The organism is Pseudomonas sp. SJZ074, from assembly GCF_007828215.1.
GTDB lineage: Bacteria > Pseudomonadota > Gammaproteobacteria > Pseudomonadales > Pseudomonadaceae > Aquipseudomonas.
Map to the genome: position 1 here is coordinate 193,542 of NZ_VIUE01000001.1, position 21,908 is coordinate 215,449.

The following is a 21,908-nucleotide window of genomic DNA, read 5'->3' on the forward strand; positions in this document are numbered from 1 at the left end:
GATGAATCGCTCACCCAGTGTATTACTGGTCTTGCATGATGTGGCACCGCAAACCTGGCCCGACTACCAGCCCTTCGTCGAAGCCGTCGACGCTCTCGGTCATGTACCGATGACCTGGCTGGTGGTGCCGGATTTCCATCACACCAATGCGCTGGACGATCATCCGGGCTTCCGGCGCCTGCTCGACAGCCGGGTCGAGCGCGGCGACGAATTGGTGCTGCACGGCTACTACCATTGCGACGACGGCCCACCGGCCCGCCACCCCAAGGACTGGTTCATGCGCCGGGTCTACACCCATGAGGGCGAGTTTTACAACCTGTCCGAGGAAGCCGCCCTCGCTCGCTTGCGCGCCGGGATCGAAACCTTTGAGCGTTATCAATGGCCACTGGAAGGCTTCGTTGCCCCGGCCTGGTTGATGAGCGAAGGCACGCGTCAGGCCTTGCGCCAGTTACCGTTGAGCTACACCAGCGATACCCGGCATCTGTACCGCTTGCCTGATTTCACCCCCATCGACGCCCCAGGGCTGGTCTGGAGCGCCCGCAGTGCCTGGCGCCGTGGTTTGTCGAAAGTGCTCAGCGACCAGCGCGAACAGCGTTGGCGCCAGGCGCCGGTGATTCGCCTGGGCCTGCACCCGGTCGATATGCGCCATCGGTTTTCCCGGGACTATTGGTTGCGAACCCTTGAGCGCCTGCTCGACGACGGTCGCATACCGATGACCAAGGCCGGGTGGCTGGCCACCCAAGGCCTGCGACTCGACCGCGCCGCATGAAACGGCTGATCTGGCTGGCTGCGGCGCTGCTCACGGCGTTGTTGGTGCCCCTGCTGGTGGGCGGCGGAGAAATGTGGTCACGGGTGCAGCGCTTTCCCTTGTCATTGCTGTTGAGCATGCTGGGCATGGTCGGGCTGTGCTGGGCGCTGAACGCTGTGCGCCTGCGCCTGCTGCTGGGTGAACAACGTGGGTGCATCGGCGGGCTGAAAAGCATCGGCGTAGTGATGTCCACCGAATTCGCCATGTGCGCAACGCCCGGCGGCAGCGGCGGGCCGTTGACGCTGATGGCCCTGCTGGGCCGCAACGGCGTGCGCCCGGCCCACGCCAGCGCGGTGTTCGCCATGGATCAGTTGAGCGACCTGCTGTTCTTCCTCTGCGCGCTGGTGGGCATCTTGCTGTATGCACTGTTCCAGAATCTCAGCCAGCGCATGGAATGGATGCTGGCGCTGAGCGCGTTTTCGCTGTTCGGCGGGCTGATCGGCTGTGCGTTGGTGGCGCGCTACCATCGCTGGCTGATCCTGCTGGGCGCCAGGCTGCTGCGACATTTGCGCGTCAAAGCCACTACCCGCCGCCGCTGGGGGCGCAAGATCCTGAATTTCCTGGCGGCGTTCACCACGACGCTGAAACTGCCCAGGCAGACGCTCTTCCAGGTATTCGGCCTGACCTGCCTGCATTGGGCCTTGCGGTATAGCGTGCTCTACCTGGCGCTGAAGGGGTTGGGGGCGGATCTGCAATGGGCCTGGAGTTTCCTGGTCCAGATGCTGTCCCTCAGCGCAGGGCAATTCAGCCTGTTGCCCGGCGGCGCCGGGGCCGCGGAGGTGACCTCGGCCGCACTGCTGGCGCCGATGGTGGGCAAGTCCACCGCGGCGGCGGCGATCCTGATCTGGCGGGCGGTAACCTACTACTTTTACCTGGTGGCTGGCGGGCCAGTGTTCTTCCTGATGGTGGGGCGTCCGTTGATCAAGAAGCTGATGAAGCTCAGAGAAGCCTGAAGCGGTCGATGGCCTACTCGGCATCGTCCTGGGGATGGGTTTGTTGCCAGAGTTCGGCGGCGTCGGGAAACTCCGTGCCGTCCTCCGGCCCCAGCTCTTCGGGATCGTAGCGGCTCAGGCAACCCTCACCGAGGGTGGCCGGGGCCTTGGAGGTGGCTTTGTCCAGTGGATCGGTCATGGCGTGCCTCATGAAGAGCCTCTGTCAGCCAAATAATAGACAGCACAGAACTTTGTGGCGGGGATAAATCCCCTCGCCACAAGAGTTCCTGGTTGACCGGGTTCCGAAATCAGAACACTACAGTCTTGTTGCCGTGCACCAGCACCCGGTCTTCAAGGTGATAACGCAAGCCCCGCGCCAGCACCATCTTCTCCACGTCGCGCCCGAAGCGCACCATGTCCTCGATGCTGTCGCTATGGCTGACGCGCACCACGTCCTGCTCGATGATCGGGCCGGCGTCCAGCTCTTCGGTCACGTAGTGGCAAGTGGCGCCAATCAGCTTCACGCCGCGCATCGAAGCCTGGTGGTAAGGCTTGGCGCCGACGAACGACGGCAGGAAGCTGTGGTGGATGTTGATGACCTTATGCGCGTATTCGCTGCACAGGTCCGGTGGCAGGATTTGCATGTAACGGGCCAGTACCACCACCTCGGCGTCGTGGTGCTTGACCAGTCGCGAGACTTCAGCGAACGCCGGCTGCTTGTCCTGCGGGTTGACCGGTACGTGGTAGTACGGGATGCCGTGCCACTCCACCATGCTACGCAGGTCGTCATGGTTGGAAATCACGCAGGCGATGTCGCAGTCGAGCTCGTCGCTGTGCCAGCGGTGCAACAGGTCTGCCAGACAGTGGGATTCACGGCTGGCCATCAGCACCACGCGTTTTTTCTGCGCGGTGTCGGTGATGCGCCAGTCCATCGAGAACTCTTCGGCGATCGGCGCGAACGCCTCGCGGAAAGCTTCGATGCCAAAGGGCAGCGAGTCGGCACGAATCTCATGACGCATGAAAAACCAGCCGCTCTGATTGTCCGAGTGATGGCTTGCCTCAGTGATCCAGCCGTTATGGGACGCCAGAAAGTTACTGACTTTAGCAACGATACCGACGCGGTCCGGGCAAGCAATCACCAGCCGAAAAGTGCGCATTAGAGAACTCCAGAACTTCGCAAAGGCGGCCATTCTAGCCATTGCGCAGCAAAACTGCAGTATTGAGTGACAGGCCGAGCCCTTCGGGCAGCGAGCGGGTTGGCTCCGGGGCAAGCGCTTATATTGTGTATGGATGTGAAAACCGGTGAGGGTATTTAACTGCGAGGCCCTTTTTTGTGGCCTGGCACTAAGTAATTAAATAAAAGCCTGCTTAAATGTTTACTTGATGAAACTGTCTGATTACTATTGCCACACTGTCTCCTTGTCCGCAGCGCCCTACATAAGGTAGTCCCCATGTCCTTGATCACTGAATACAACGCTACAAAACAAGCCATCGAAGAACTGACACAACGTCTGGCCGACCTGTCCAAAGACGATAAATTGCAAAAAGAATTGGAATTCGAAGGCAAACTGCGCACTCTGATGGGCGAATACTCCAAGTCCCTGCGCGACATCATTGCTCTCTTGGATCCAGAAGCCAAGTCGGCTAAAGCACCTCGTGGTGGCGCCGTGAAAACTACCGGCACCAAGCGTGCTCGCAAAGTTAAGCAATACAAAAACCCGCACAACGGCGAAGTCATCGAAACCAAAGGTGGCAACCACAAGACTCTGAAAGAGTGGAAAGCCAAGTGGGGCGGCGACGTGGTTGAAGGCTGGGCAACCCTGCTGGGCTAAGCCTCGTCGGGTTTCAGCGTTCGCTACGCACACAAAACGCCAGCCATTGCTGGCGTTTTTCATGCCTGTGATTTTTCACTTCATCGCCGTTCAAAGGCTTAAACGTTTGCGCAGTTGCTGGCTATAACCTTGCCACTCCACAAGCACCTCTCGCTGCAATGGCGTGGAAAGCGCCAGCCACTCTCCCATCGCCTCATCAAAACTTTCCAGGGTATTGGGCGCGCCCCACTGTGGTGATGACAGGCGTTGCTGACAGAACAGCCGCCAGCGCCCCTGCTCTTCGGCATTCAACGTATCTGGAAAGTTACGCGCGCGATATCGAAACAATAATTCCGGCAAACGTTCATCATCAAAAGGCCAGCGTTCTTGTGCCAAATGCGCCGGATCCGCCATGCGCACTTGTTCACATAAACGGCGATCGCGATCACCGAGGAAGCCTGTGTATAACTGTTGCTCAGGGTCCTCGCTGACGGAGAAATCCTCGCGACCATAAATAGCCTGAAGTTTATCCTGCCAAACTTGCTGGGCATCACTTAGCTGCAATGCCCGCTGCTGCAACCCATCCATGTCCAGTTGCAGTCGTTGCCGGTCCTCGGTGCGCAGCACCGACAGCGGCGCGACCACCGGACATTTGTTGATATGAATGAGTTTGAGAGGCACTGGCAACTCTCCCTCAAGCAGCTCGTCCCGACGGGTATATAAACGTTGCCGCAAGATGTCCGCATCGTGGTCCAACAACCCTTGGGGATCCAGGTGCAGATCGCAAACAATCAAGGCATTGCGGTTCTTCGGATGCCAGGCCAGCGGTAAAACCACGCCGATGTAGTTTCGTGCGGCCGAGAAACGTCCGGAAACATGCACCATCGGCTGCAACAGGCGGATCTGGTCCATCACCTTCTGCTTGCTGCGCAACTGGAACAGCCAGTCGTAGAGCCGTGGCTGCTTCTGACGGATCAGACGAGCCAGGGCAATCGTTGCGCGCACGTCCGACAACGCGTCGTGAGCCTGGCCATGGTCGATGCCATTGGCGGCAGTCAGGCGCTCGAGCTTGAGGGTGACCCGGCCGTCCTCTTGCGGCCAGGCAATGCCATCAGGGCGCAGCGCGTAGGCCGTGCGCACCAGATCGATCAAGTCCCAACGGCTGTTGCCACCCTGCCATTCCCGAGCATACGGGTCGAAAAAATTCCGATAGAGGCTGTAGCGAGTCATTTCATCGTCGAAACGCAAGGTGTTGTAGCCGGCGCCACAGGTACCGGGCGCCGCCAGTTGCTGGTGGACACGGGTCATGAAATCGGCTTCGCTCAAACCTTTTTCGGCCAGGCACGTCGGGGTGATACCGGTAATCGCACAAGCCGCCGGATGAGGCAGGATGTCATCGCTCGGTCGACAATACAGGTTCACCGGCTCATCGATTTCATTGAGTTCGAAATCGGTACGGATGCCCGCCACCTGCAAGGGTCGGTCGCAACGCGGATCGATGCCGGTGGTTTCGTAGTCGTACCAGAAGATGGAGGTCACGGGCTGTTCCTGAACAAAAGACTGGCGAAGTCTAGGGGGTCCCACCCGGCTTCGGCCAGAGGTCCGGGTATTGAATCACGTCACGATCCATAAAATGACATACACCGTTGTATCGTTTGCCTGCACGAAGGCTGCTAGCATCTGCCCGGATCAATGTTCGAACCGGCCCATCACTCAGGTTGCCCATGCTCGAGACACCAGCACTGCAAAGGACCGCGACGCTGCCCCCGCCACTGGACACGCGGTATCAGGTCGAGACACCCGAAGGCATCGACCTGCCACTGCGCCCAGCCGGGTTGATGCCCCGCGCACTGGCGTTTGCCATCGACCTGGGAATACGGGGGCTGATGCTGGGTTTTCTGTTCGGCATCCTCGCATTTTTCGGTGACCTGGGTATCGGGCTGGGCTCCATCCTGCTGTTCGTGGTCAGCTGGTGGTACATGGTGCTGTTCGAAGTACTGCACCAGGGGTGTTCTCCCGGCAAGCAGATGATGGGGCTGCGAGTGGTACAGGACGACGGCCGCCCCATCGGCTGGTCCGCCTCGCTGATCCGCAACCTGCTGCGTTTCGTCGACATGCTGCCCTTGGGCTATACCTTCGGGGCGATCAGTTGCCTGCAGCACCCGGCGTTCAAGCGCCTGGGCGACCTCGCGGCCGGCACACTGGTGGTGTATCGCGAGCAACCGGTCAAGCGCCCCGCCCTGCCATCGGCGCTGCCGGTACGCCCGCCCTTTGCCCTGAGCCTGAACGAGCAACGCGCGGTGCTCGGTTTCGCCGAGCGTCAGGCCGAACTGTCCGAAGCCAGGGTCAACGAACTGGCGACCATCCTGGCGGCTCCCCTGAACGTTGCGCCACCGCGAGCCGTGGCCGAGCTCAATGGCATCGCCCGCGGCCTGCTGGGGCCGATATGAAGCAAAGCCTGTTCGAGAGCCGTCACCAAGGCGAATGGGACCAGCTGTCCCGACAGCTCGATCAACTGGAGCGCAACCGCAATGTGCCCCAGAGCAGCGATTTTCCCCAGGCCTATCGCCAGCTCTGCCAGCATCTGGCATTGGCCCAGGCGCGGGGCTACAGCAGCCTGCTGGTGGATGCATTGCAACAACTGGCGCTGCGCGGTCACCAGCAGCTCTATCGTGACCGCAGCCGGCCGTCGGCCAGCCTTTCGACATTCATCCTGTTCGGTTTTCCCCGCCTGGTCCGTGAACAATGGCGCTTCGTGCTGGCCGCTGGTCTGATGTTCCTCGGCAGCCTGGCCGGCATCGGGTTGCTGGTCTATCTGTTTCCGGATCTGGTCTACAGCGTGATGGATGCCGAAGAGATCAGCCAGATCCGCAGCATGTACGACCCGGCTGCCGGCCACCTGGGGCGTTCGATCGAGCGGGCAGCCAGCGAAGACTGGGCCATGTTCGGCTACTACATCATGCATAACATCGGCATCGCTTTTCAGACGTTTGCCAGCGGCATGATGTTTGGCCTGGGCAGTGCCATCTTCCTTTTCTTCAATGGCCTGACCATTGGAGCGATTGCCGGACACCTGACCCAGATCGGTTCCGGAGGCACCTTCTGGTCGTTTGTGATCGGGCATGGCGCCTTCGAACTCACCGCCATCACCCTGGCCGGCGCCGCAGGCCTGCAGTTGGGCTGGGCACTGATCGCGCCAGGACGCCTCACCCGGGGCGAAGCCCTGCGGCTCGCCGCGGGTAAAAGCGTGTCGATGATCGGCGGGGTCATGCTGTTCCTGCTCCTCGCCGCGTTGATCGAAGCGTATTGGTCCTCCAGCACCGTAACACCCACCGTCAAATACACCGTCGGCGCCTTGCTGTGGCTGTTGGTGATCAGTTACCTGCTGTTTGCCGGACGGCTACGCCATGCGCCTGAGTGATGCCACCGTTGCCATCCGTCCCCGCACCCCCTGGGAAGCCATGGACCTGGGCGTGCTGATGAGCCAGCAGCACCGACGGCTGCTGATGACCAGTTGGGCCATTGTCACACTGCCGATCTATGCGCTGCTGTGCCTGTTGCTATGGGACTCGCCGTCCCTGGTCGTGCTGATGTTCTGGTGGTTGAAACCGGCCTTCGACCGTTTGCCGCTGTACATTCTGTCCAAGGCGCTATTCGGCGAAACACCGACCCTGAAGCAGGCCTTGCGCCAGTGGCCGGCAGTGCTCAAGCCGCAATTGCTCGCCAGCCTGACCTGGCGGCGACTGAGCCTGAGCCGCAGTTTTCTGATGCCGGTGGTGCAACTAGAAGGGCTCGCCGGGAACGCGCGAGCGCTGCGCCTGCAAGTGTTGCTGCAACGCAATGGCCGCGCGGCGCGATGGCTGACCGTGATCGGCGTGCACCTGGAGATCGTCTTGTGGTTCGGCCTGATGGCCCTGTTCTATATGTTCATACCGCAACAGGTCGAGCTGGAATGGGATTGGCAGAAGCTGGTCGCAGCGACCGAGCACGATTGGTTGTGGTTCGAGCACCTGGTGAACGTCCTGTATCCTTTGCTGCTGATCGTCTGGGAGCCGGTGTATGTCGCCTGTGGTTTCAGCCTCTACCTGAACCGGCGCACGATCCTCGAGGCCTGGGACATTGAACTGGTGTTCCGGCGACTGCGCCAGCGCCTGAGCAGCGCAGCCCCTGTGCTGATGCTGCTGGCGCTGCTCCTGCTGCCGCCACAGCCCCCGGCCTGGGCCGACGAAGACAGCAACGCCCCCGACAGCCCGCGCCTGCTCAACCAGCCCCTGACCAGCGAAGCTTCCAGGGACAGTATCAAGGCAATCCTCGAAGCCCCGCCGTTCAAGAACCCGGAAACGGTCACCCGTTACCGTTTCGGCGAAGACACCGCCGAATCCACCGAGGCCAAGGAAACCCCGGACTGGTTCAAGGCGTTGTTCCAATGGTTGGGCCGCCAGCGCTACGAAGCTGCTGCCGCGCTGATCCAGGTCGTGCTCTGGGCCACACTGGCGGGAGCGATTGCCTGGCTGATCTGGCGCTATCGTGAACATTTCCAGGCCCTGGGTCAGCGCCGGCCGATAAAACGGCCAGTGGTGGAGCGACCGGCACCGCCCCGGATGTTCGGCCTGGATATTCGCGAAGAGAGCCTGCCCGACGACGTGGCGGCCCGCGTCGAGCAGCTATGGAGCAGCGATCCTCGTGACGCCCTAGGGCTGCTGTACCGGGCCTTGCTCAGCCGGTTGCACCACCAGTTCGGCGTTGCCTTGAAGCCGGCCGATACCGAAGGCCAGGTGCTGCAGCGGGTCGAACAGCTCCAGCAGGAAAACCTGCTGGCGTTCAGCAAGCACCTGACCCTGCACTGGCAGAACATTGCCTACGGGCATCGCGCACCGCCCCCGGATCTGCAGCAGGAATTGTGCGACGGCTGGCGCGGTTTGTTCGATACGGGAATATCCCGATGAACCGCCGCGCAGGATGGCTGCTCACGGTACTGATTGTCGTCGCGCTGGTGGGGGCGCTGGCCATGTACCTCTACCGGAGCGCGGTGCCCTATCAGGAAACCGTCGATTACGGCCCGTCCCCCGAGGCCCAGGCCAATCCCTATCTGGCAGCCGAGCATTTCCTGCGCAAGCAGGGCGTGGAGGTCGAGCACGCCAACAACCTGGACGTCCTGCCTACGCTGGAACCCCATCAGCGCACCCTGTTGCTGCTGGGCGAGCGGACGAACATGACGCCACGGCAGGTCGACCAGTTGATGAACTGGACCCGCGCCGGTGGCCGCCTGCTGTTCGTGGCCGAAGCCTTGTGGGATGACAGTACCGGCAGCAGCGGCGACCTGCTGCTCGACCGCGTGCAACTGCACCAGGTCTTGAGCAAGGACCTCAAGGAGCCGCCCCCCGAGCTGATCAAGGATCCCTACCCCGAGCTGACCAAGTTGTACCTCGAAGACGAAGAGGCACCCGCCTATGTCGCCTTCGACACCGACTTTCACCTCGAAGACCCGAAGAACCTTGCCCAGGCCTGGGCCAACAGCGCGCTGTCGACCCACATGATGCAGTTGAACCACGGCCAGGGCTCGATCACCGTGATCACCGACGCCGAGCTGTGGAAGAACGACCAGATCGAACAGTACGACAACGCCTGGCTGCTCTGGTACCTGAGCGCCGATAGCACCGTCACGTTGCTGTTCAATATCGACCACGACAGCCTGCTGACCCTGCTGTTGCGTTACTTTCCCCAGGCACTGGTGGCGCTGACAGCCTTGGTCGCCCTTTGGCTCTGGCGCTCGGCGATACGCCACGGCCCGCTGCAACAACCGGCGTCCAAAGCCCGGCGCCAGCTGGAAGAACATGTACAGGCCAGCGCCGGATTCCATCTGCGACACAACGGCCGGCAGCATCTGCTGCAGACCTTGCAACAGGACGTGCTGCGCCGGGCGCGGCGTCGTCATCCCGGCTTCGAACAATTGGCCGTCGCCGAACAATGGCAAGTGCTCGCACGGCTCAGCCGCCAATCCACGCGGGCCATCAGCCAGGCCTTGAGCCCCCGGCCGAAACAGCGCATGTCCAGTGCCGAGTTCTGCCGCCAGGTCGCCCATCTGCAAACCCTCAGGAATGCCTTATGAATCGCTTGAAGGTGTTGGATCTCCGAGGGGAATACTGGCGCCATCATCAGAGTTACAAAATATACGCATCAATGCGCAATACTTGCGTTGTATAACCCTTGTAAATACTGGAAGAAAAGTCAATCACAAGCTAGAGTCACCCCTATGTTCTACAGCTGCGCGTTAGAGGTGAGGGTATGAAACTTGAAGAACGCATGGCTCGCTCGATCAAGCAGCGCGCAAGCGTGGTCGTCCTGCGCTCGGACTTTGCCAAGATGGGGAGTGACTCTCAGGTTGGACGAGTGCTGGCTCGCTTTGTGGAGGACGGAATGCTCATCCGCGTGAGCAAGGGAGCGTTCGCCAAGACCCGCATCAACAAGTTCACCGGCAAGCCGACCCCAGCGGGGACACTGGAAATGATCGCAGCGGAGCTCTTCCGCAAACTCAAAATTTCTGTGGAACCCAACTCGCTCGTTTCGGAGTACAACAGCGGCAAATCGACCCAGATCCCAATGGGAGCGACTGTTAACACAGGACGTCGACGCATTTCACGGAAAGTGACGGTAGGAAATAACACCTTAACTTATGAAAAAAATTCCAGACGAACTGAAGTCTGATATCGAAGATGCCGCCACCGCCGGATTACTGGGGAATCTACCCGCTGTTGTAGCTGAAAAAGATCAGCACATCACCGATGCATTACGCGTTCTGGCGCAAATCCAGATGACGCACACGGCGCAGCAAAGGGATCGCCGGAAGGGAGATACCAGACCGGCGTCGATCCCTCTGGCCACACGACTGATCTTCGCTGGCGGCACCTGCCTTTCGAAAGCTTATGGCCTTATCGAGCGGATGTCCGAAGACATTGACATCAAGGTCATGCTGGAGGAGGTACCGGAAGGCTACGCTCTGCCAAAAGGGGATCGAGGGCGCTTGAAGGATTTGCAACGAGAGGTGGAGCGTTGTTTGACAGAAATGGGCTTCGAACATGTGCTCCATGATGACAACGAAAACCCGGTCCTGCGCGACAGCCGGCGTTACTACTGCTTATTGATTTCCTATGGTGCACATTTCCAGGATGTGTCTGGCGTACTTCGACCACAGCTCAAGCTTGAACTGATTCATAGGCCCCCCCATGCTGGCCGCCGAGAAGCGCGAAATGGGGTATATGCTTGACCAGTTTGTCCCTCGCGAAGTACCTGACCGTTTTTCCATGACATGTATAACCGTGGCAGAGACGTTAGCTGAGAAAGTACTGTCGCTCCTACGCCGCTGCGCCTGGAACTGGGATGGGAATCAACGCGGCGAATTTGATACGGCCTTGGTTCGCCACGTTTACGATGTCTGGCGTATCGCAGGGAGCCAGCCTGATGCCATAGAACCCGCCTGCCAGATTTTTGAAGCGCTGGTCCAGAAGGATGTCGAGGAATTCAAGGGACAACACCCGGAATTCGATCAGGCTCCCTACGCGGTACTTCGGCGAAGCTTGGCCACTGCAGCAACCCACGAAGGGCTGAAGATGAACTTCGAACAGCGCCTGAAGCCGTTGCTCTACGCCGTGGACAAACCGGATTTTCAGACCTGCTTTGTCGCTTTCGCTGCTGTCGCAGAGCGACTGCTGAATCAAAATCAGCTCGGGTAACTGGCTGGTTTTGGTCAATAAAATCTCATGTAACCGTTAGAAAGGCTCCGGAATTTATGACTGAACAGAACGAACCTGCCGGCAGCCAGGCCCATGCCGCCCAACAGCGCCAGCGCGCCAGTCAGTTGGCCCAGGCCATCCGCACCGAGCTGCATAAGGCCCTGGTCGGCCAGGCTGCGGTCATCGACGACGTGCTCACGGCCTTGATCGCCGGTGGCCATGTATTGCTCGAAGGTGTTCCGGGTCTGGGCAAGACACTGTTGGTGCGTGCCCTGGCCCGCTGTTTCAGCGGCGAGTTCGCGCGCATCCAGTTCACTCCCGACCTGATGCCCAGCGATGTCACCGGGCATGCGGTGTACGACTTGCAGACCGAGCAGTTCAACTTGCGCAAGGGGCCGGTGTTTACCAACCTGCTCTTGGCGGACGAGATCAACCGCGCGCCGGCCAAGACCCAGGCCGCGTTGCTCGAAGCCATGCAGGAGCGCCAGGTGACCCTCGAAGGCCGTGCCCTGCCCATCGCCCAGCCCTTCATGGTGCTGGCTACCCAGAACCCCATCGAACAGGAAGGCACCTACCCGCTGCCGGAAGCCGAGCTCGACCGTTTCATGCTCAAGGTGCGCATGGACTACCCCGATGCCGAACAGGAGATGAACATGGTGCGCCAGGTCAGCCGCTCGACCCGCGCCGACATGCTCGATGTCCAACCCTTGCGCACGGTGTTGCAGGCCAAGGACGTGCAAGCGCTGCAACGCATCGCCAGCGACCTGCCGATGGACGATCAGGTACTCGACTATGCCGTGCGATTGGCTCGCACCACCCGCTGCTGGCCGGGGCTGAGCCTGGGCGCCGGGCCACGGGCCTCGATCGCGCTGGTGCGTTGTGCCCGGGCTCGGGCGTTGCTGCGCGGCGGCGAGTTCGTGGTGCCGGATGACATCAAGGGCTGTGCCCTGGCCGTGTTGCGCCACCGGGTACGCCTGGCGCCCGAGCTGGACATCGAAGGGCTCTCGGTGGACCAGGTATTGGGGCAGTTGCTGGACCAAGTACCGGCGCCGCGTTTGTGAGGATGATGGAATCAGAGATGAAGCCCTCGCGCCTCTTGCTGATCTGGCTGGCGGTCCTGCTGGCCCTCGGCATTGCCTTGGGTACGCTGCAGGCGCTGGGCGTCGGGGTGCCGTCGTCGTTGGTGTCCATCAACTGGGGCTTGCAACTGGCCCTGCTGGCCCTGGCGCTCCTCGACGCGGTGCGCCTCAAGCGCTTGCCGTCGCCACGCGTGCAACGGCAAATGCCCGGGAGCCTGGCACTGGGTCGCTGGAGCGACGTTCACCTGGTGATTACTCACAACGTTCACCAGCCACTGAACGTCCAGGTCTTCGATCATGTACCCAACGGCCTGGATTTCGAATATCTGCCACTGTCGGTCGAGCTGCAACCCGGCCAGCACAGTCAGGTCGGCTATCACCTGCGTCCCCTCAAGCGTGGACATTTCAACTTCGAACACTGCGAGATCAACCTGCCAAGCCCATTGGGCCTGTGGTCCGACAAGCGCCTGCTGGACGCCCGCGATGAAACCCGCGTCTACCCGGATTTCGCCCGGCTCTACGACGGCCAGCTCCTGGTAGTGGACAACTGGCTCAACCAGCTCGGCGTGCGCCAGCGCCAGCGGCGCGGCCAGGGGATGGAGTTTCATCAACTGCGCGAATTCCGCGAGGGCGACAGCCTGCGCCAGATCGACTGGAAGGCCACCGCCCGCCACCGCACACCCATCGCCCGGGAGTACGAGGACGAGCGCGACCAGCAAATCATCTTCATGCTCGATTGCGGCCGACGCATGCGCAGCCAGGACGATGAACTGTCGCATTTCGACCACGCCCTCAACGCCTGCCTGCTGCTCTGCTACACCGCGTTGCGCCAGGGTGACGCCGTGGGCCTGAGCACCTTCGCCAGCGAACAGCCGCGCTACCTCACCCCGGCCAAAGGCCAGGGCCAACTCAACGTACTGCTCAATGCCGTGTACGACCTGGACAGCAGCCAACGCCCCGCCGACTACCAGGCCGCCGTCAACGAACTGCTGACCCGCCAGAAACGCCGGGCCCTGGTGGTGCTGGTGACCAATCTGCGGGACGAGGACGACGAAGACCTGCTGAGCGCTGTCAAACGCCTCGGCCAACAGCATCGGGTGCTGGTGGCCAGCCTGCGGGAAGAGGCGTTGGACCGGCTGCGGGAAACACCGGTGCAGAGCTTGTCCGATGCATTGGCTTATTGCGGGACGGTGGAGTATCTGAATGCCCGCACCGAGCTGCATGAGCGATTGAGCGCCCAGGGGGTAGCGGTCCTGCAAGCCCGGCCCGGCGAGTTGGGGGCCGAGCTGGTGACGTTGTATCTGGGGTGGAAGAAGGCGGGGAATTTATAGCCAAAGTTATTAAACATTCACCTCGGACGGTAATGATCGTGACGGCAGAGCCGGGCTGACAAATTGCAACTCAAAACTGCCAAAACGCGATTCCTTGGTTACGATAACCCATCTCAGGGGAACCCCGCTCACCGGTTGAGACTGGAACAACGGAGGATCGAACTCCAATTGCAGAGCCTCCCCTTCCCGCATATGCAGGGAAACGTTGGTGCTATTAATCAAACTGCTGTCTTTTTTGACGCTCAACTCCAAAATATGGCTTTTCGCATGGGTGAAGTACATCCTCCGATTGACCAGGTCATCCATATCGATAGGGCGCTCATCCAGCCGAAGCGTAAACTCCTGCACCCAGCTATCCACCGTCCCCAACACCCCGGCCGGCAACCGATCCGAATCCCACCCGAACTCCCCGCGCACCGATGCACTCAACACATAGCGCCCTATCCTCGACGGCAGCTCGAAGACAACCCGCGCCTTGCCTTGTTCATCGGTGGGCACCGGCTCCAGCACAACGCCTTTGAAAAACCAGTGCACTTTCACCCCTTTGACCGGCTCGCCGGTCGCCGCGCTGACCACCGTCGCCTCGGCGCTGATTTCGTCCCCCGGTACACCCTCCAGATCATCGCCGGTCAAGCTCTGAATCACGCAAGCCTCGTGCACGAGGTAATCGAACGCCACCACCTCGACGCCTGCAACAGCGCGGGCTGTCACGGTCCCCGGCCCGGCAACCGTGGCAATGAAAGCGAACCGTGCAACGCCGTAGAAATTAGTGGTCGTCACCACCGGCTCCATGGCCTCGTCAGTACCGCTCCAGGTCACCTGTGCATTTCGTGCGGGCTGGCCGGTCAAGGCGCTGATCAGGGTGATTTCAAACGACAGGGTCTCGCCCCAGTCGACGACCGTGCGCCCCTCATTCGTCGCCGCCATGACATCCACCGGCACATGGCTGCCCAGGGAAAACGCGTTCAGCGGCGAACGCGACAACAGCCGCGAGGCGGCCAGCTGCAAATAGAACGCAGCATCGGTCTGGTCACCGGCCACCAGGCTGATCGGCACACCATCATCACGCCAAGGCAGCGACTCGCCCAAGCCTACTGGCCCGAACACCAGCGCCGTGTCCAGTTCGTGAGCCCCGCTGAAGCCCATCTTCAGTTCCTGATTAAGCAACGGGCTGCCCGGCGGTACTGAAAGCGTCAGGTCCAGCCTCTCCTTGCGGCGCGGAAAGAACGTGTGCTCGCCCCAGGGTCGGGGCTCTCCCGAATGTATGTGTACGTTCAGGTCGAGCCAGGGATCTTCTTCATGGGCATACACGGCAAAGGTGTGCGCGACCTCGGTAGCGTCATAAAGATTGCTGACCCGTGCCTGGATCTCCTGGTTTCCCGCCATGGCCGGCCGGTAGTCGCGCTGGGCGATACCGTCTGCTCCGCTCAAGGACCCATCGCCGTCCTCCCACGCGACACTGACATCATTTGCCGGTCTGCCGGTGAAAGCCGACACGTAGCGCACTGCCAGCCGCGCACTTTCCCCCTTGCTCAGGACCGGATCGGTGGCGACCTCATAAGGCGTATCGATCACCACTTTGTTATGGGCCAGTTTCAAGCCGAATGCCGGTGGCTGGGTAAACGCATCAACACCCAGGACATGCACGGCCCAGCTACGCTCGGCGGTTGCGGTCGTCGCCGTGAAGTCACAGCGGTAACGAACACCACCGGCGGTCATCGGCGGCTTTTCCGTCAACGGCGGGCTGATCACCCAACCCGACGGCAAGTCCGGCGCCACGCGGGTTTCCAGCAGCAACCCATGCAAACCGCCCAGGTTATCCACCGGTTGGACCGTCAGCTCATGGATCGCGCCGAGGCAGGGATACACCTTGGTATCGACGCTCCAGGCCTTGGGTACCTGGTCGAACACCAGCTCGACCTCGGCGGACAAATCCTGGGGCAGTAACCGAAACGCCAGGTCGAGCGGCTCCATCCCGGTTGAGATCACGTGCAAGTCAAAAACACCGCTGGTATCAGCCTGCCGTGGCTCAACGTTCCACTGCACCCCCGTGGCAGTGATGGGGACCGGCGTTCCCATATCGGCGATCACAATGGAGGCGGCGCTGTCCGGATCCTGCCAACGCAGAGAAACCTCTTTACCGATCAAAGGGCTACCGACCTCGACCGTCAGTTTGAACACCACGGCCTGCCCCATGGAACACACCGCGCCCGCTCCCACCCGATCGACCACGACGTCACCCAGTGTGAAGCGCGCCGTTTTCCAGGCACTGGTCGGCAACGTCTGGATTTGAAAGTCGTGCCCCAGCACCTGTCCGTCTTCACGAGGATTGACCCGCGCCGTCAGGGTGTAATCCCCATGCACCGCCGGCCGATCGACCACACTGGCCCAGCCGTTCACGCCGGTCCAGGTCCGCTGCAGCCCCGTCGAGGTGTCCCATTCGACCGGCACGCCGGCCACCGGGTCATTACCCAGGCTCGTGACCTGCAACATGCACCAGACATAGTCCTGCTCATCCACCACCGGCACCCGGTTGGCTTCGCGCACCGGACCGATCTTGAGGTTGTGGCGAGCCAGCGACATAAGGTTGAGCACGGTAGGTTCGAGTAAGGCAGCACTTTTCAACCGAAGGTTGAATTCGCCGTCGAGGCGGTCTTCGCAATCCAAGCGCCAGACCAACGCGCCACTGGTGACCGTTACCGGGTGCAAAAAATCAGGGAAAGCCGTGACCCCCAGCTCTCCAGGTGACTTGCCATCCCATTCCAACCAGACAGACCGGTTGAGCAACGGGCTATCGGCACCGAAGGTCACCTCCAGCCGATACGATGCACCGCGATCCGGATAGCCGGTTTTTTCACCCCATGGGGCGGCGTCCATGTCTGGAAACTTGACCCGCACAGTCTTCAAGGGGTCGGTGGCATGGGCTTTCACATTGATCGTCGACAGCGCATGGCCCTGGGCATAGAAAGGGCTGTCGACGCGGGCCTGTACCGGCAACGAGCCGGCGGTCGCAGGTGTGAAGTCGAACGCGGCGAAGCCTCCGTCATCGGTATTGACGACATCCAGCGCCACCCCGTCCAGCACCCAGGACACCGGGCAATCGCGCATCGGCAGGTCAAGGTAATATGACTTCACTCGCACCTTAAGCTTGACCGACTGCTCATACTCGACCACCGGCTCGTAAGCCGGCTCCAGGACAGTCTCGACCATCAGCCGATGGTGCCCCAGAGACACCGAAATCGGGTAGGTATCAGCGTGGTACTTGCTGTAGATCGACAGATTGAACACTTGGGTGTCGTCGGTGAGCAGCTCGGGGCAATCCACTTCCCATGCTTCTACCAGCGATTGGGTTTCCCCCCACTCGGGCGTAACGATCACCGCCTCCAACGGGTTGTCCTGGCTCCAAAGCAGCGCTTCGGTGCCATGCCAGGGGCTGTCCGCAGCGGGTTGAAAGGAGACCTGGTGACGCTGGCTGCCGGTGGCCCCCTGACACAGATAAAGCACGGGTTCTGCGGTCGGGGTAAAGGACTGGCCGTCGTTGACGATCTGCGCCAATACCAGCGGGTCGAGTTCAAGGTGAAAGTCGATGCGGGCGACGATAACGTCGTTGAAGGCAGTGGCTTGGCTCGGGCTGGTTATGACGAACTCAAAGAGATCGTCCTGTTCGACGTCGAACCCGATCAACACGGAGACAGGCGTCAGCTCCAGCGCCCGGCCTTCGGGGTCTGCCACATGAGCGCTGGACGGCAGCGCAATTTCCAGGCTGTCCTCGGTTCCGAGCCGTCTCAGGACGAACAGGCCAGAAGCGACACTGCGGTTGTCGTACAAAAAGCTCAGACGGTAACGCGCCTTCGCTGACCGCGCTGCGGGAGCAGGCACTTTCTGAGTGATTCCGGTGCCTTTGTAAATAGACATATAGTAAATGGGGTGCCCCTCCCAATCCCCCTGTTTCACATCGTAGTCCTCGCCACCAACCGGCCCCCACTCGCTATAGCCCATATCGAAATGTCCATTGGGCAGGATATTGGTCCGTGTGTTGACAGGCTCTCTGTTCATTTTTTCGTCCCCTCGGACACGGTTGGAGGTTTCACTTTGTTCTGGACCGCACTGGAAAACGCCGGACTTCCGACCTTGGCGGTGTACCGGACTTTCAGAATGACGTCGGTCAAGGCCAGCAACTGCTGTTGCTGCCGATCTTCCAGATGCCAGGGGAAGGCCAGGGTCCAGCGGGAAACCGCACCGGTGTTTTCGAAGGGGTTGCGCACCCCTTCTGCGGGCTTCAACGCGGCCATGCCTGAATCGTCCAACCCGATAGAAAGGGCGATCTGTTCACCGCTGCTGACGTTGATCAGAACATCGGATGGGGCGGCCAGGCTGGGGTTGTAGAGATAGTCCAGCGACTGACGCGAGTCCTTGATGGCGGTGACACTGCCGACCTGCGTCAACGTTGCACAGATGTTCTCAAAGGGGCCGAGCAGGGTCGGCAGGGTGACCTCTACCGCGTTGATCTGCCGGCAGTAGTGGTTGTGATAGTCACGGTCGAACAGTTTCTGAGAAAGCCTGAAATTCAGTTCGCCGCGAGCCTGCAACTCCAGCAACGCGTCATCCCAGCAATCGAAGCTCTCCTGCGGATCGGTTGTGTCGTCGAACAACTGGCGCAACGACACGGTCTTGACCATTTCCGGACGGCGCTCATAGCGCAGCAGATAATCGGCCTCCATACGCAGCAGATCGAGGCGCAGCGCATCCCCGGCGGTCAAGCCGTAGTAATTGTCCAGCCAGGCATCGGTGCGTATGTGTTTCAGGTCAAACTCGGCGCTCTCCACCTGCAAGGCGGTCTGGGCGCTGAGGCACAAACCGAGGACTTGGTCATAGGCCTGGTAATGCAAGGTCTTGCATTGCCCCAGGTACCAGCGGTACAGCTCGACGCGGGTGGCTCGGGTGAGCAGGAAATCATAAAGCGCCTGGGTCTGGGCGTTGACCCTGATAGTCTGCGCCAGGCCCTCCCGGGCAGTGGCGACCGCGCTTGTCTGAGCCCGGATGTTGTCATCGATCATCACCAACTCGGCCGCGGCCTGGTCCCGTGCCAGCCCCCATTCGGCGCGCCGCCGCCGATAACTTTCGGACGTGGCATCCTTCTCGGCATTGCTTTGTACGACATCCGCCGCAATCCGCAGACCATAGCCAACGGCGCGCGGAACGTTGCCCAGTTGGTGTCCGCCGTTTGCCAGACCGAATATCTTGGGGAAGGTGTCAATGACGGCACCGGCCGTCTCGAACCCGGTACTGGTGGCCGAGAGTATTTTCACGGTATCAAGGCTCGCCATGACCTCGTATTCGGCATCGGAGATATTTTCCAAGTGCAGGGCCGCATAGTGCGCGCGGCGTTGCTCGGTGAGTGCCCGGCTGCTGTTCAGCGCCGCCAGGTTCTCCTGGGCCTGGGCCAGGCTTTCCTCCTGCATGGCCCTGGTGAATTCGCCCAGTTCGGTCAAGTGACGTTGCTGCATCAACTCCTGCTCGCTACGGTCCTGTTGTTCCAGTAGCCGTATGACCTGATTACCGCACTCTTGCAGGTACTGCGTCGCCCGCAGCGCCGCCTCGAACAGCACACGCCAGCGAAACGCCGCCACCCGCAAAGGCCCGCCTATGGGCCGCACAGGCCCTGCGCCACCGGCCGCCAGGTTATTGAGCAACTCAGCAGGATTGATCGTGCTGAACAGTTCGAGGGACAGGGGCTTGCCGTCAATGGTCAGGTTATTACGCAAGTTGTACATGCGTTGTGCCGGTAGCTCATAAAGCTGCAACACCCGCTGACTCACCGGTAACCTGAAACGGTCCGAGACCATGACGCCAGGGTCTTCAAAGAACCGTGTCTTGACCGGCAGCCAGCCCGAGTCCAGCTCGGTCGCGTTTTCGAATGCCTTCAGCGCGTTCCCCGCCTCCAGTTCCTCGACCAGCTCCTGCAACGTGGCGGGCGTCCACTGGCTGAGGGTATGGGTGTCCGGTGATTCGCCCATCAGGTTTTTCGCACGCAGGTATTGCAGCTTGGCCGCCGCCAGGCTGTCGCGAGTTAACTGCCGGTACAACCAGTCCCCCCACGCAACGAGGTTGGCGACATAGTCGAGAAAAATCAGCATCTGGTAATGCCGGGGCGTCGAATAGGCAATCGCATCCGGATCGGTCGGGCTGTCGGCCTCACACCCCACATCGCCCTCACCGTCGGGCAAGCTCAGTGGCCGGCAACGCCAATAGAAGGGCTTGGGATTCACCACGCCCTCCCCCGTGTCCGCGGGCGCCTGGGGGTCGAAGATGAAATGCAACCATTGCTGGGCTTCGACGAAGCGGTCTTCATCCTTGAGCCGCGTTGCCACCAGGTGAGGCAAATGGAAAAACAGTTCCCAGAAAAACAAACCATTGGCGCCATCGAACGGCCCGTTGGGCTCATCCGAGCCATCGGGCAGCGCTGGCTCAGCGGGAAACTGGGTATCCCAATCGAGCACCGCGTCGATCGAAACATTGGAACGGGTGACCAGCTCAGCGCCGATCAGCGTGTTCAGGCGCGCGTACTTGAGCGTCAACGCCGGGTCATTGAAGTTCAGGAATTGAGCGCCGCGAGAATCGGTCTTGTGTATGGAGGGAAGGGGTTGTGTGGAAGGAAGGCTGCTTGGTATCACCAACTCAAAGGTTTTTTTCCCCAGCGCCAATTCGTTCTCGAGAGGCTCCCCTCCCAATACACCTTCCAGGGTGAATGTGACGGTCAAACCGGCGAAGCTATCGCGAGTGAAGTTGTGCCAGTTGAATGACCAGCCACCGTTGGTGGAGTGCTCCTCAGTAAAGGGGCCTGGATCATCCCCTGAAGCATAGGCCAGCGTTAACGTGAAGCTTGCCATCTCTCCAGCCGCCCCGGCGGTGAGCAAGGCGCAATGTGCTTGGACATACAATGCCTGCTGATTTCCCTGCGGCACGACAAAAGCCTTGATCGTAAAATTCTCTGCCAGAGACCCCGGCGTCGAGACCCTTTCGGTCATTCTGGAAAAACCATCGCCCGGAACGACGCGTTGCTGAAGGGTCGAGGGATCCAGGAACCGGACCATCGCCAGGTAGTCCATGATCGATTTTTCATCGTCTACCTTACGGAACAGCGCGTCGCGGGTTTCATAGATTTCCACCGGATTGGCCCGGCTCAGCAGCAGTGGCCCTGTCGCATTGGTCAAGTGCACCGCCAGCCGACCCTTGGGGTAAAGCCTGTCCACATCATCGCGTAACATCACCGCGATCAACCGACAATTGCGGCTGACGTCCCGATCAAATGCTGACAGATTCAAGCGTATCGGCGACGACCACTGGCCGCTCAACGTGATGAAGGCCACCTTCAATTCAAGCTCATAGGGCTTTTGCAGCCCGCCCTCGCCATCGAACAACGCTTGGCGCCATTCGGCCCAGACCAGGCACAAGCGACCGCCCCAGAAGACCAGGCGGCTGTCGAGCACTTGCGTATCGCTGGGAATGTCGACGGGTTGCCACTCGCTCCAGGCTGCCGGGTTGATGGTCCGGGTGTCGGCGTCCACCTGGACATCAACCTTGCGCCAGAAATAGCGATAGGGCGCGATCCGTTCCTTGCCGACCAGATAGTAGTCGGCACTGCGTACCTCCTTGCCATCGACATAGCCATTGAGCACGTCCAGGTTGCACACCTCTTCAAAGGTTCGCAGGTATTGCTGGACGCCCGACTGCACCGAATCCGTCGTCAGCCGGGTCTGGTTGAGGTTGCTTTCAAGTGCCTTGAACAGGCTGGTCTTGCGAATACGCGCATAAGGGGTGATGTAGTCTTCGGGCATGCATTTGAGCAATTGGCTGGCCGCCCATAATGGGTATTGGCTGGCGATGTCCCAGTCCTTGAGGTCCTTGCTCTCGAACTCCATGTGGGAGTAGCCCGGTTCAAGCTTTTGATAAACGGCGTGTATGTATTGCTGAAAGCAACTGACCGCCTCGGCGACCCAGGAGGTCTTGACCTGATGGTTATCCAGGGGGTCGGTACGCAGCCATTCCAGCAGGTCATCGGCGGTCTTGATCGGTGGAAATCCCAGGTTCTGCTCCCGATCTTCGATTTCCTTGATCCCCAGGGCACGCTCGATCAACGCATCGCGGCGCAGGGCTGTCGTCCGGGTGATGTTTTGCGTGGCCATAACCGTCTCCTGTCTGCTGGGCCTGGGCACC

Annotated in this window: 17 protein-coding genes; 12 read left to right on the forward strand and 5 right to left on the reverse strand. The window is 60.7% G+C overall.

Features of this window, described 5'->3' with window-relative positions; translation table 11 throughout:
• The first annotated feature begins 1 nt into the window (after nt 1).
• Nucleotides 2–769: a DUF2334 domain-containing protein gene (locus tag FBX99_RS00980; RefSeq protein ID WP_371923822.1), complete on the forward strand. Its 768-nt coding sequence runs from the start codon at nt 2–4 to the stop codon at nt 767–769.
• A complete protein-coding gene (locus FBX99_RS00985) occupies nt 766–1,761 on the forward strand; it encodes a lysylphosphatidylglycerol synthase transmembrane domain-containing protein (RefSeq protein WP_145130400.1) in 996 nt (331 codons plus the stop codon). The genes FBX99_RS00980 and FBX99_RS00985 overlap by 4 nt, the downstream gene beginning before the upstream one ends.
• 13 nt (nt 1,762–1,774) lie before the next feature.
• On the opposite strand, the gene FBX99_RS28815 is transcribed toward FBX99_RS00985, so the two are convergent.
• On the reverse strand, nt 1,775–1,939 hold the full coding sequence (locus FBX99_RS28815) for a hypothetical protein (RefSeq protein WP_178111825.1): 165 nt from the start codon (nt 1,937–1,939) through the stop codon (nt 1,775–1,777).
• 109 nt (nt 1,940–2,048) lie between these two features.
• On the reverse strand, nt 2,049–2,897 hold the full coding sequence (purU, locus tag FBX99_RS00990; protein ID WP_144924572.1) for a formyltetrahydrofolate deformylase: 849 nt from the start codon (nt 2,895–2,897) through the stop codon (nt 2,049–2,051).
• Between the two features lie 294 nt (nt 2,898–3,191).
• Between purU and mvaT the strand changes: the two genes are divergently transcribed.
• Nucleotides 3,192–3,572, forward strand: coding sequence for a histone-like nucleoid-structuring protein MvaT (gene mvaT / locus FBX99_RS00995; RefSeq protein WP_144924569.1), 381 nt, complete (start codon nt 3,192–3,194; stop codon nt 3,570–3,572).
• A 90-nt stretch (nt 3,573–3,662) separates the two neighbouring features.
• On the opposite strand, the gene sbcB is transcribed toward mvaT, so the two are convergent.
• Nucleotides 3,663–5,090, reverse strand: a complete 1,428-nt coding sequence (gene sbcB, locus FBX99_RS01000) for an exodeoxyribonuclease I (RefSeq protein WP_144924566.1) — start codon at nt 5,088–5,090, stop codon at nt 3,663–3,665.
• Between the two features lie 185 nt (nt 5,091–5,275).
• Here sbcB and FBX99_RS01005 point away from each other — a divergent pair, with 185 nt between their 5' ends.
• From FBX99_RS01005 to FBX99_RS01040, 9 genes are all read left to right on the forward strand, one after another.
• Complete coding sequence (locus tag FBX99_RS01005) at nt 5,276–6,001, forward strand: RDD family protein (protein WP_145130402.1); 726 nt, start codon at nt 5,276–5,278, stop codon at nt 5,999–6,001.
• A complete protein-coding gene (locus FBX99_RS01010) occupies nt 5,998–6,972 on the forward strand; it encodes a stage II sporulation protein M (protein ID WP_145130404.1) in 975 nt (324 codons plus the stop codon). Before FBX99_RS01005 ends, FBX99_RS01010 begins: the two co-directional genes overlap by 4 nt.
• Complete coding sequence (locus FBX99_RS01015; RefSeq protein WP_145130406.1) at nt 6,959–8,497, forward strand: DUF4129 domain-containing protein; 1,539 nt, start codon at nt 6,959–6,961, stop codon at nt 8,495–8,497. Before FBX99_RS01010 ends, FBX99_RS01015 begins: the two co-directional genes overlap by 14 nt.
• Nucleotides 8,494–9,660 carry a DUF4350 domain-containing protein gene (locus tag FBX99_RS01020; RefSeq protein WP_144924554.1) on the forward strand — a complete coding sequence of 389 codons (1,167 nt, stop codon included), beginning with the start codon at nt 8,494–8,496 and terminating at the stop codon, nt 9,658–9,660. The genes FBX99_RS01015 and FBX99_RS01020 overlap by 4 nt, the downstream gene beginning before the upstream one ends.
• Before the next feature lie 176 nt (nt 9,661–9,836).
• Entirely contained in the window at nt 9,837–10,256 is a 420-nt protein-coding gene (locus FBX99_RS01025) for a DUF6088 family protein (RefSeq protein WP_145130408.1), read from the forward strand.
• Complete coding sequence (locus FBX99_RS29075; protein WP_256663992.1) at nt 10,225–10,815, forward strand: nucleotidyl transferase AbiEii/AbiGii toxin family protein; 591 nt, start codon at nt 10,225–10,227, stop codon at nt 10,813–10,815. The genes FBX99_RS01025 and FBX99_RS29075 overlap by 32 nt, the downstream gene beginning before the upstream one ends.
• Nucleotides 10,775–11,281, forward strand: a complete 507-nt coding sequence (locus FBX99_RS29080) for a nucleotidyl transferase AbiEii/AbiGii toxin family protein (RefSeq protein ID WP_256663993.1) — start codon at nt 10,775–10,777, stop codon at nt 11,279–11,281. Before FBX99_RS29075 ends, FBX99_RS29080 begins: the two co-directional genes overlap by 41 nt.
• Before the next feature lie 56 nt (nt 11,282–11,337).
• Nucleotides 11,338–12,342, forward strand: coding sequence for a MoxR family ATPase (locus FBX99_RS01035; RefSeq protein ID WP_144924545.1), 1,005 nt, complete (start codon nt 11,338–11,340; stop codon nt 12,340–12,342).
• 17 nt (nt 12,343–12,359) lie between these two features.
• Nucleotides 12,360–13,691: a DUF58 domain-containing protein gene (locus FBX99_RS01040; protein WP_145130410.1), complete on the forward strand. Its 1,332-nt coding sequence runs from the start codon at nt 12,360–12,362 to the stop codon at nt 13,689–13,691.
• Between the two features lie 9 nt (nt 13,692–13,700).
• Here FBX99_RS01040 and FBX99_RS01045 read toward each other — a convergent pair whose 3' ends face one another.
• Both FBX99_RS01045 and FBX99_RS01050 read right to left on the reverse strand, forming a co-directional pair.
• The gene (locus tag FBX99_RS01045; RefSeq protein ID WP_145130412.1) at nt 13,701–17,747 is read right to left on the reverse strand and encodes an Ig-like domain-containing protein; all 4,047 of its coding nucleotides are present in this window, start codon (nt 17,745–17,747) and stop codon (nt 13,701–13,703) included.
• Nucleotides 17,744–21,877: a neuraminidase-like domain-containing protein gene (locus FBX99_RS01050; protein ID WP_145130414.1), complete on the reverse strand. Its 4,134-nt coding sequence runs from the start codon at nt 21,875–21,877 to the stop codon at nt 17,744–17,746. The genes FBX99_RS01045 and FBX99_RS01050 overlap by 4 nt, the downstream gene beginning before the upstream one ends.
• Nucleotides 21,878–21,908 lie beyond the last annotated feature (31 nt).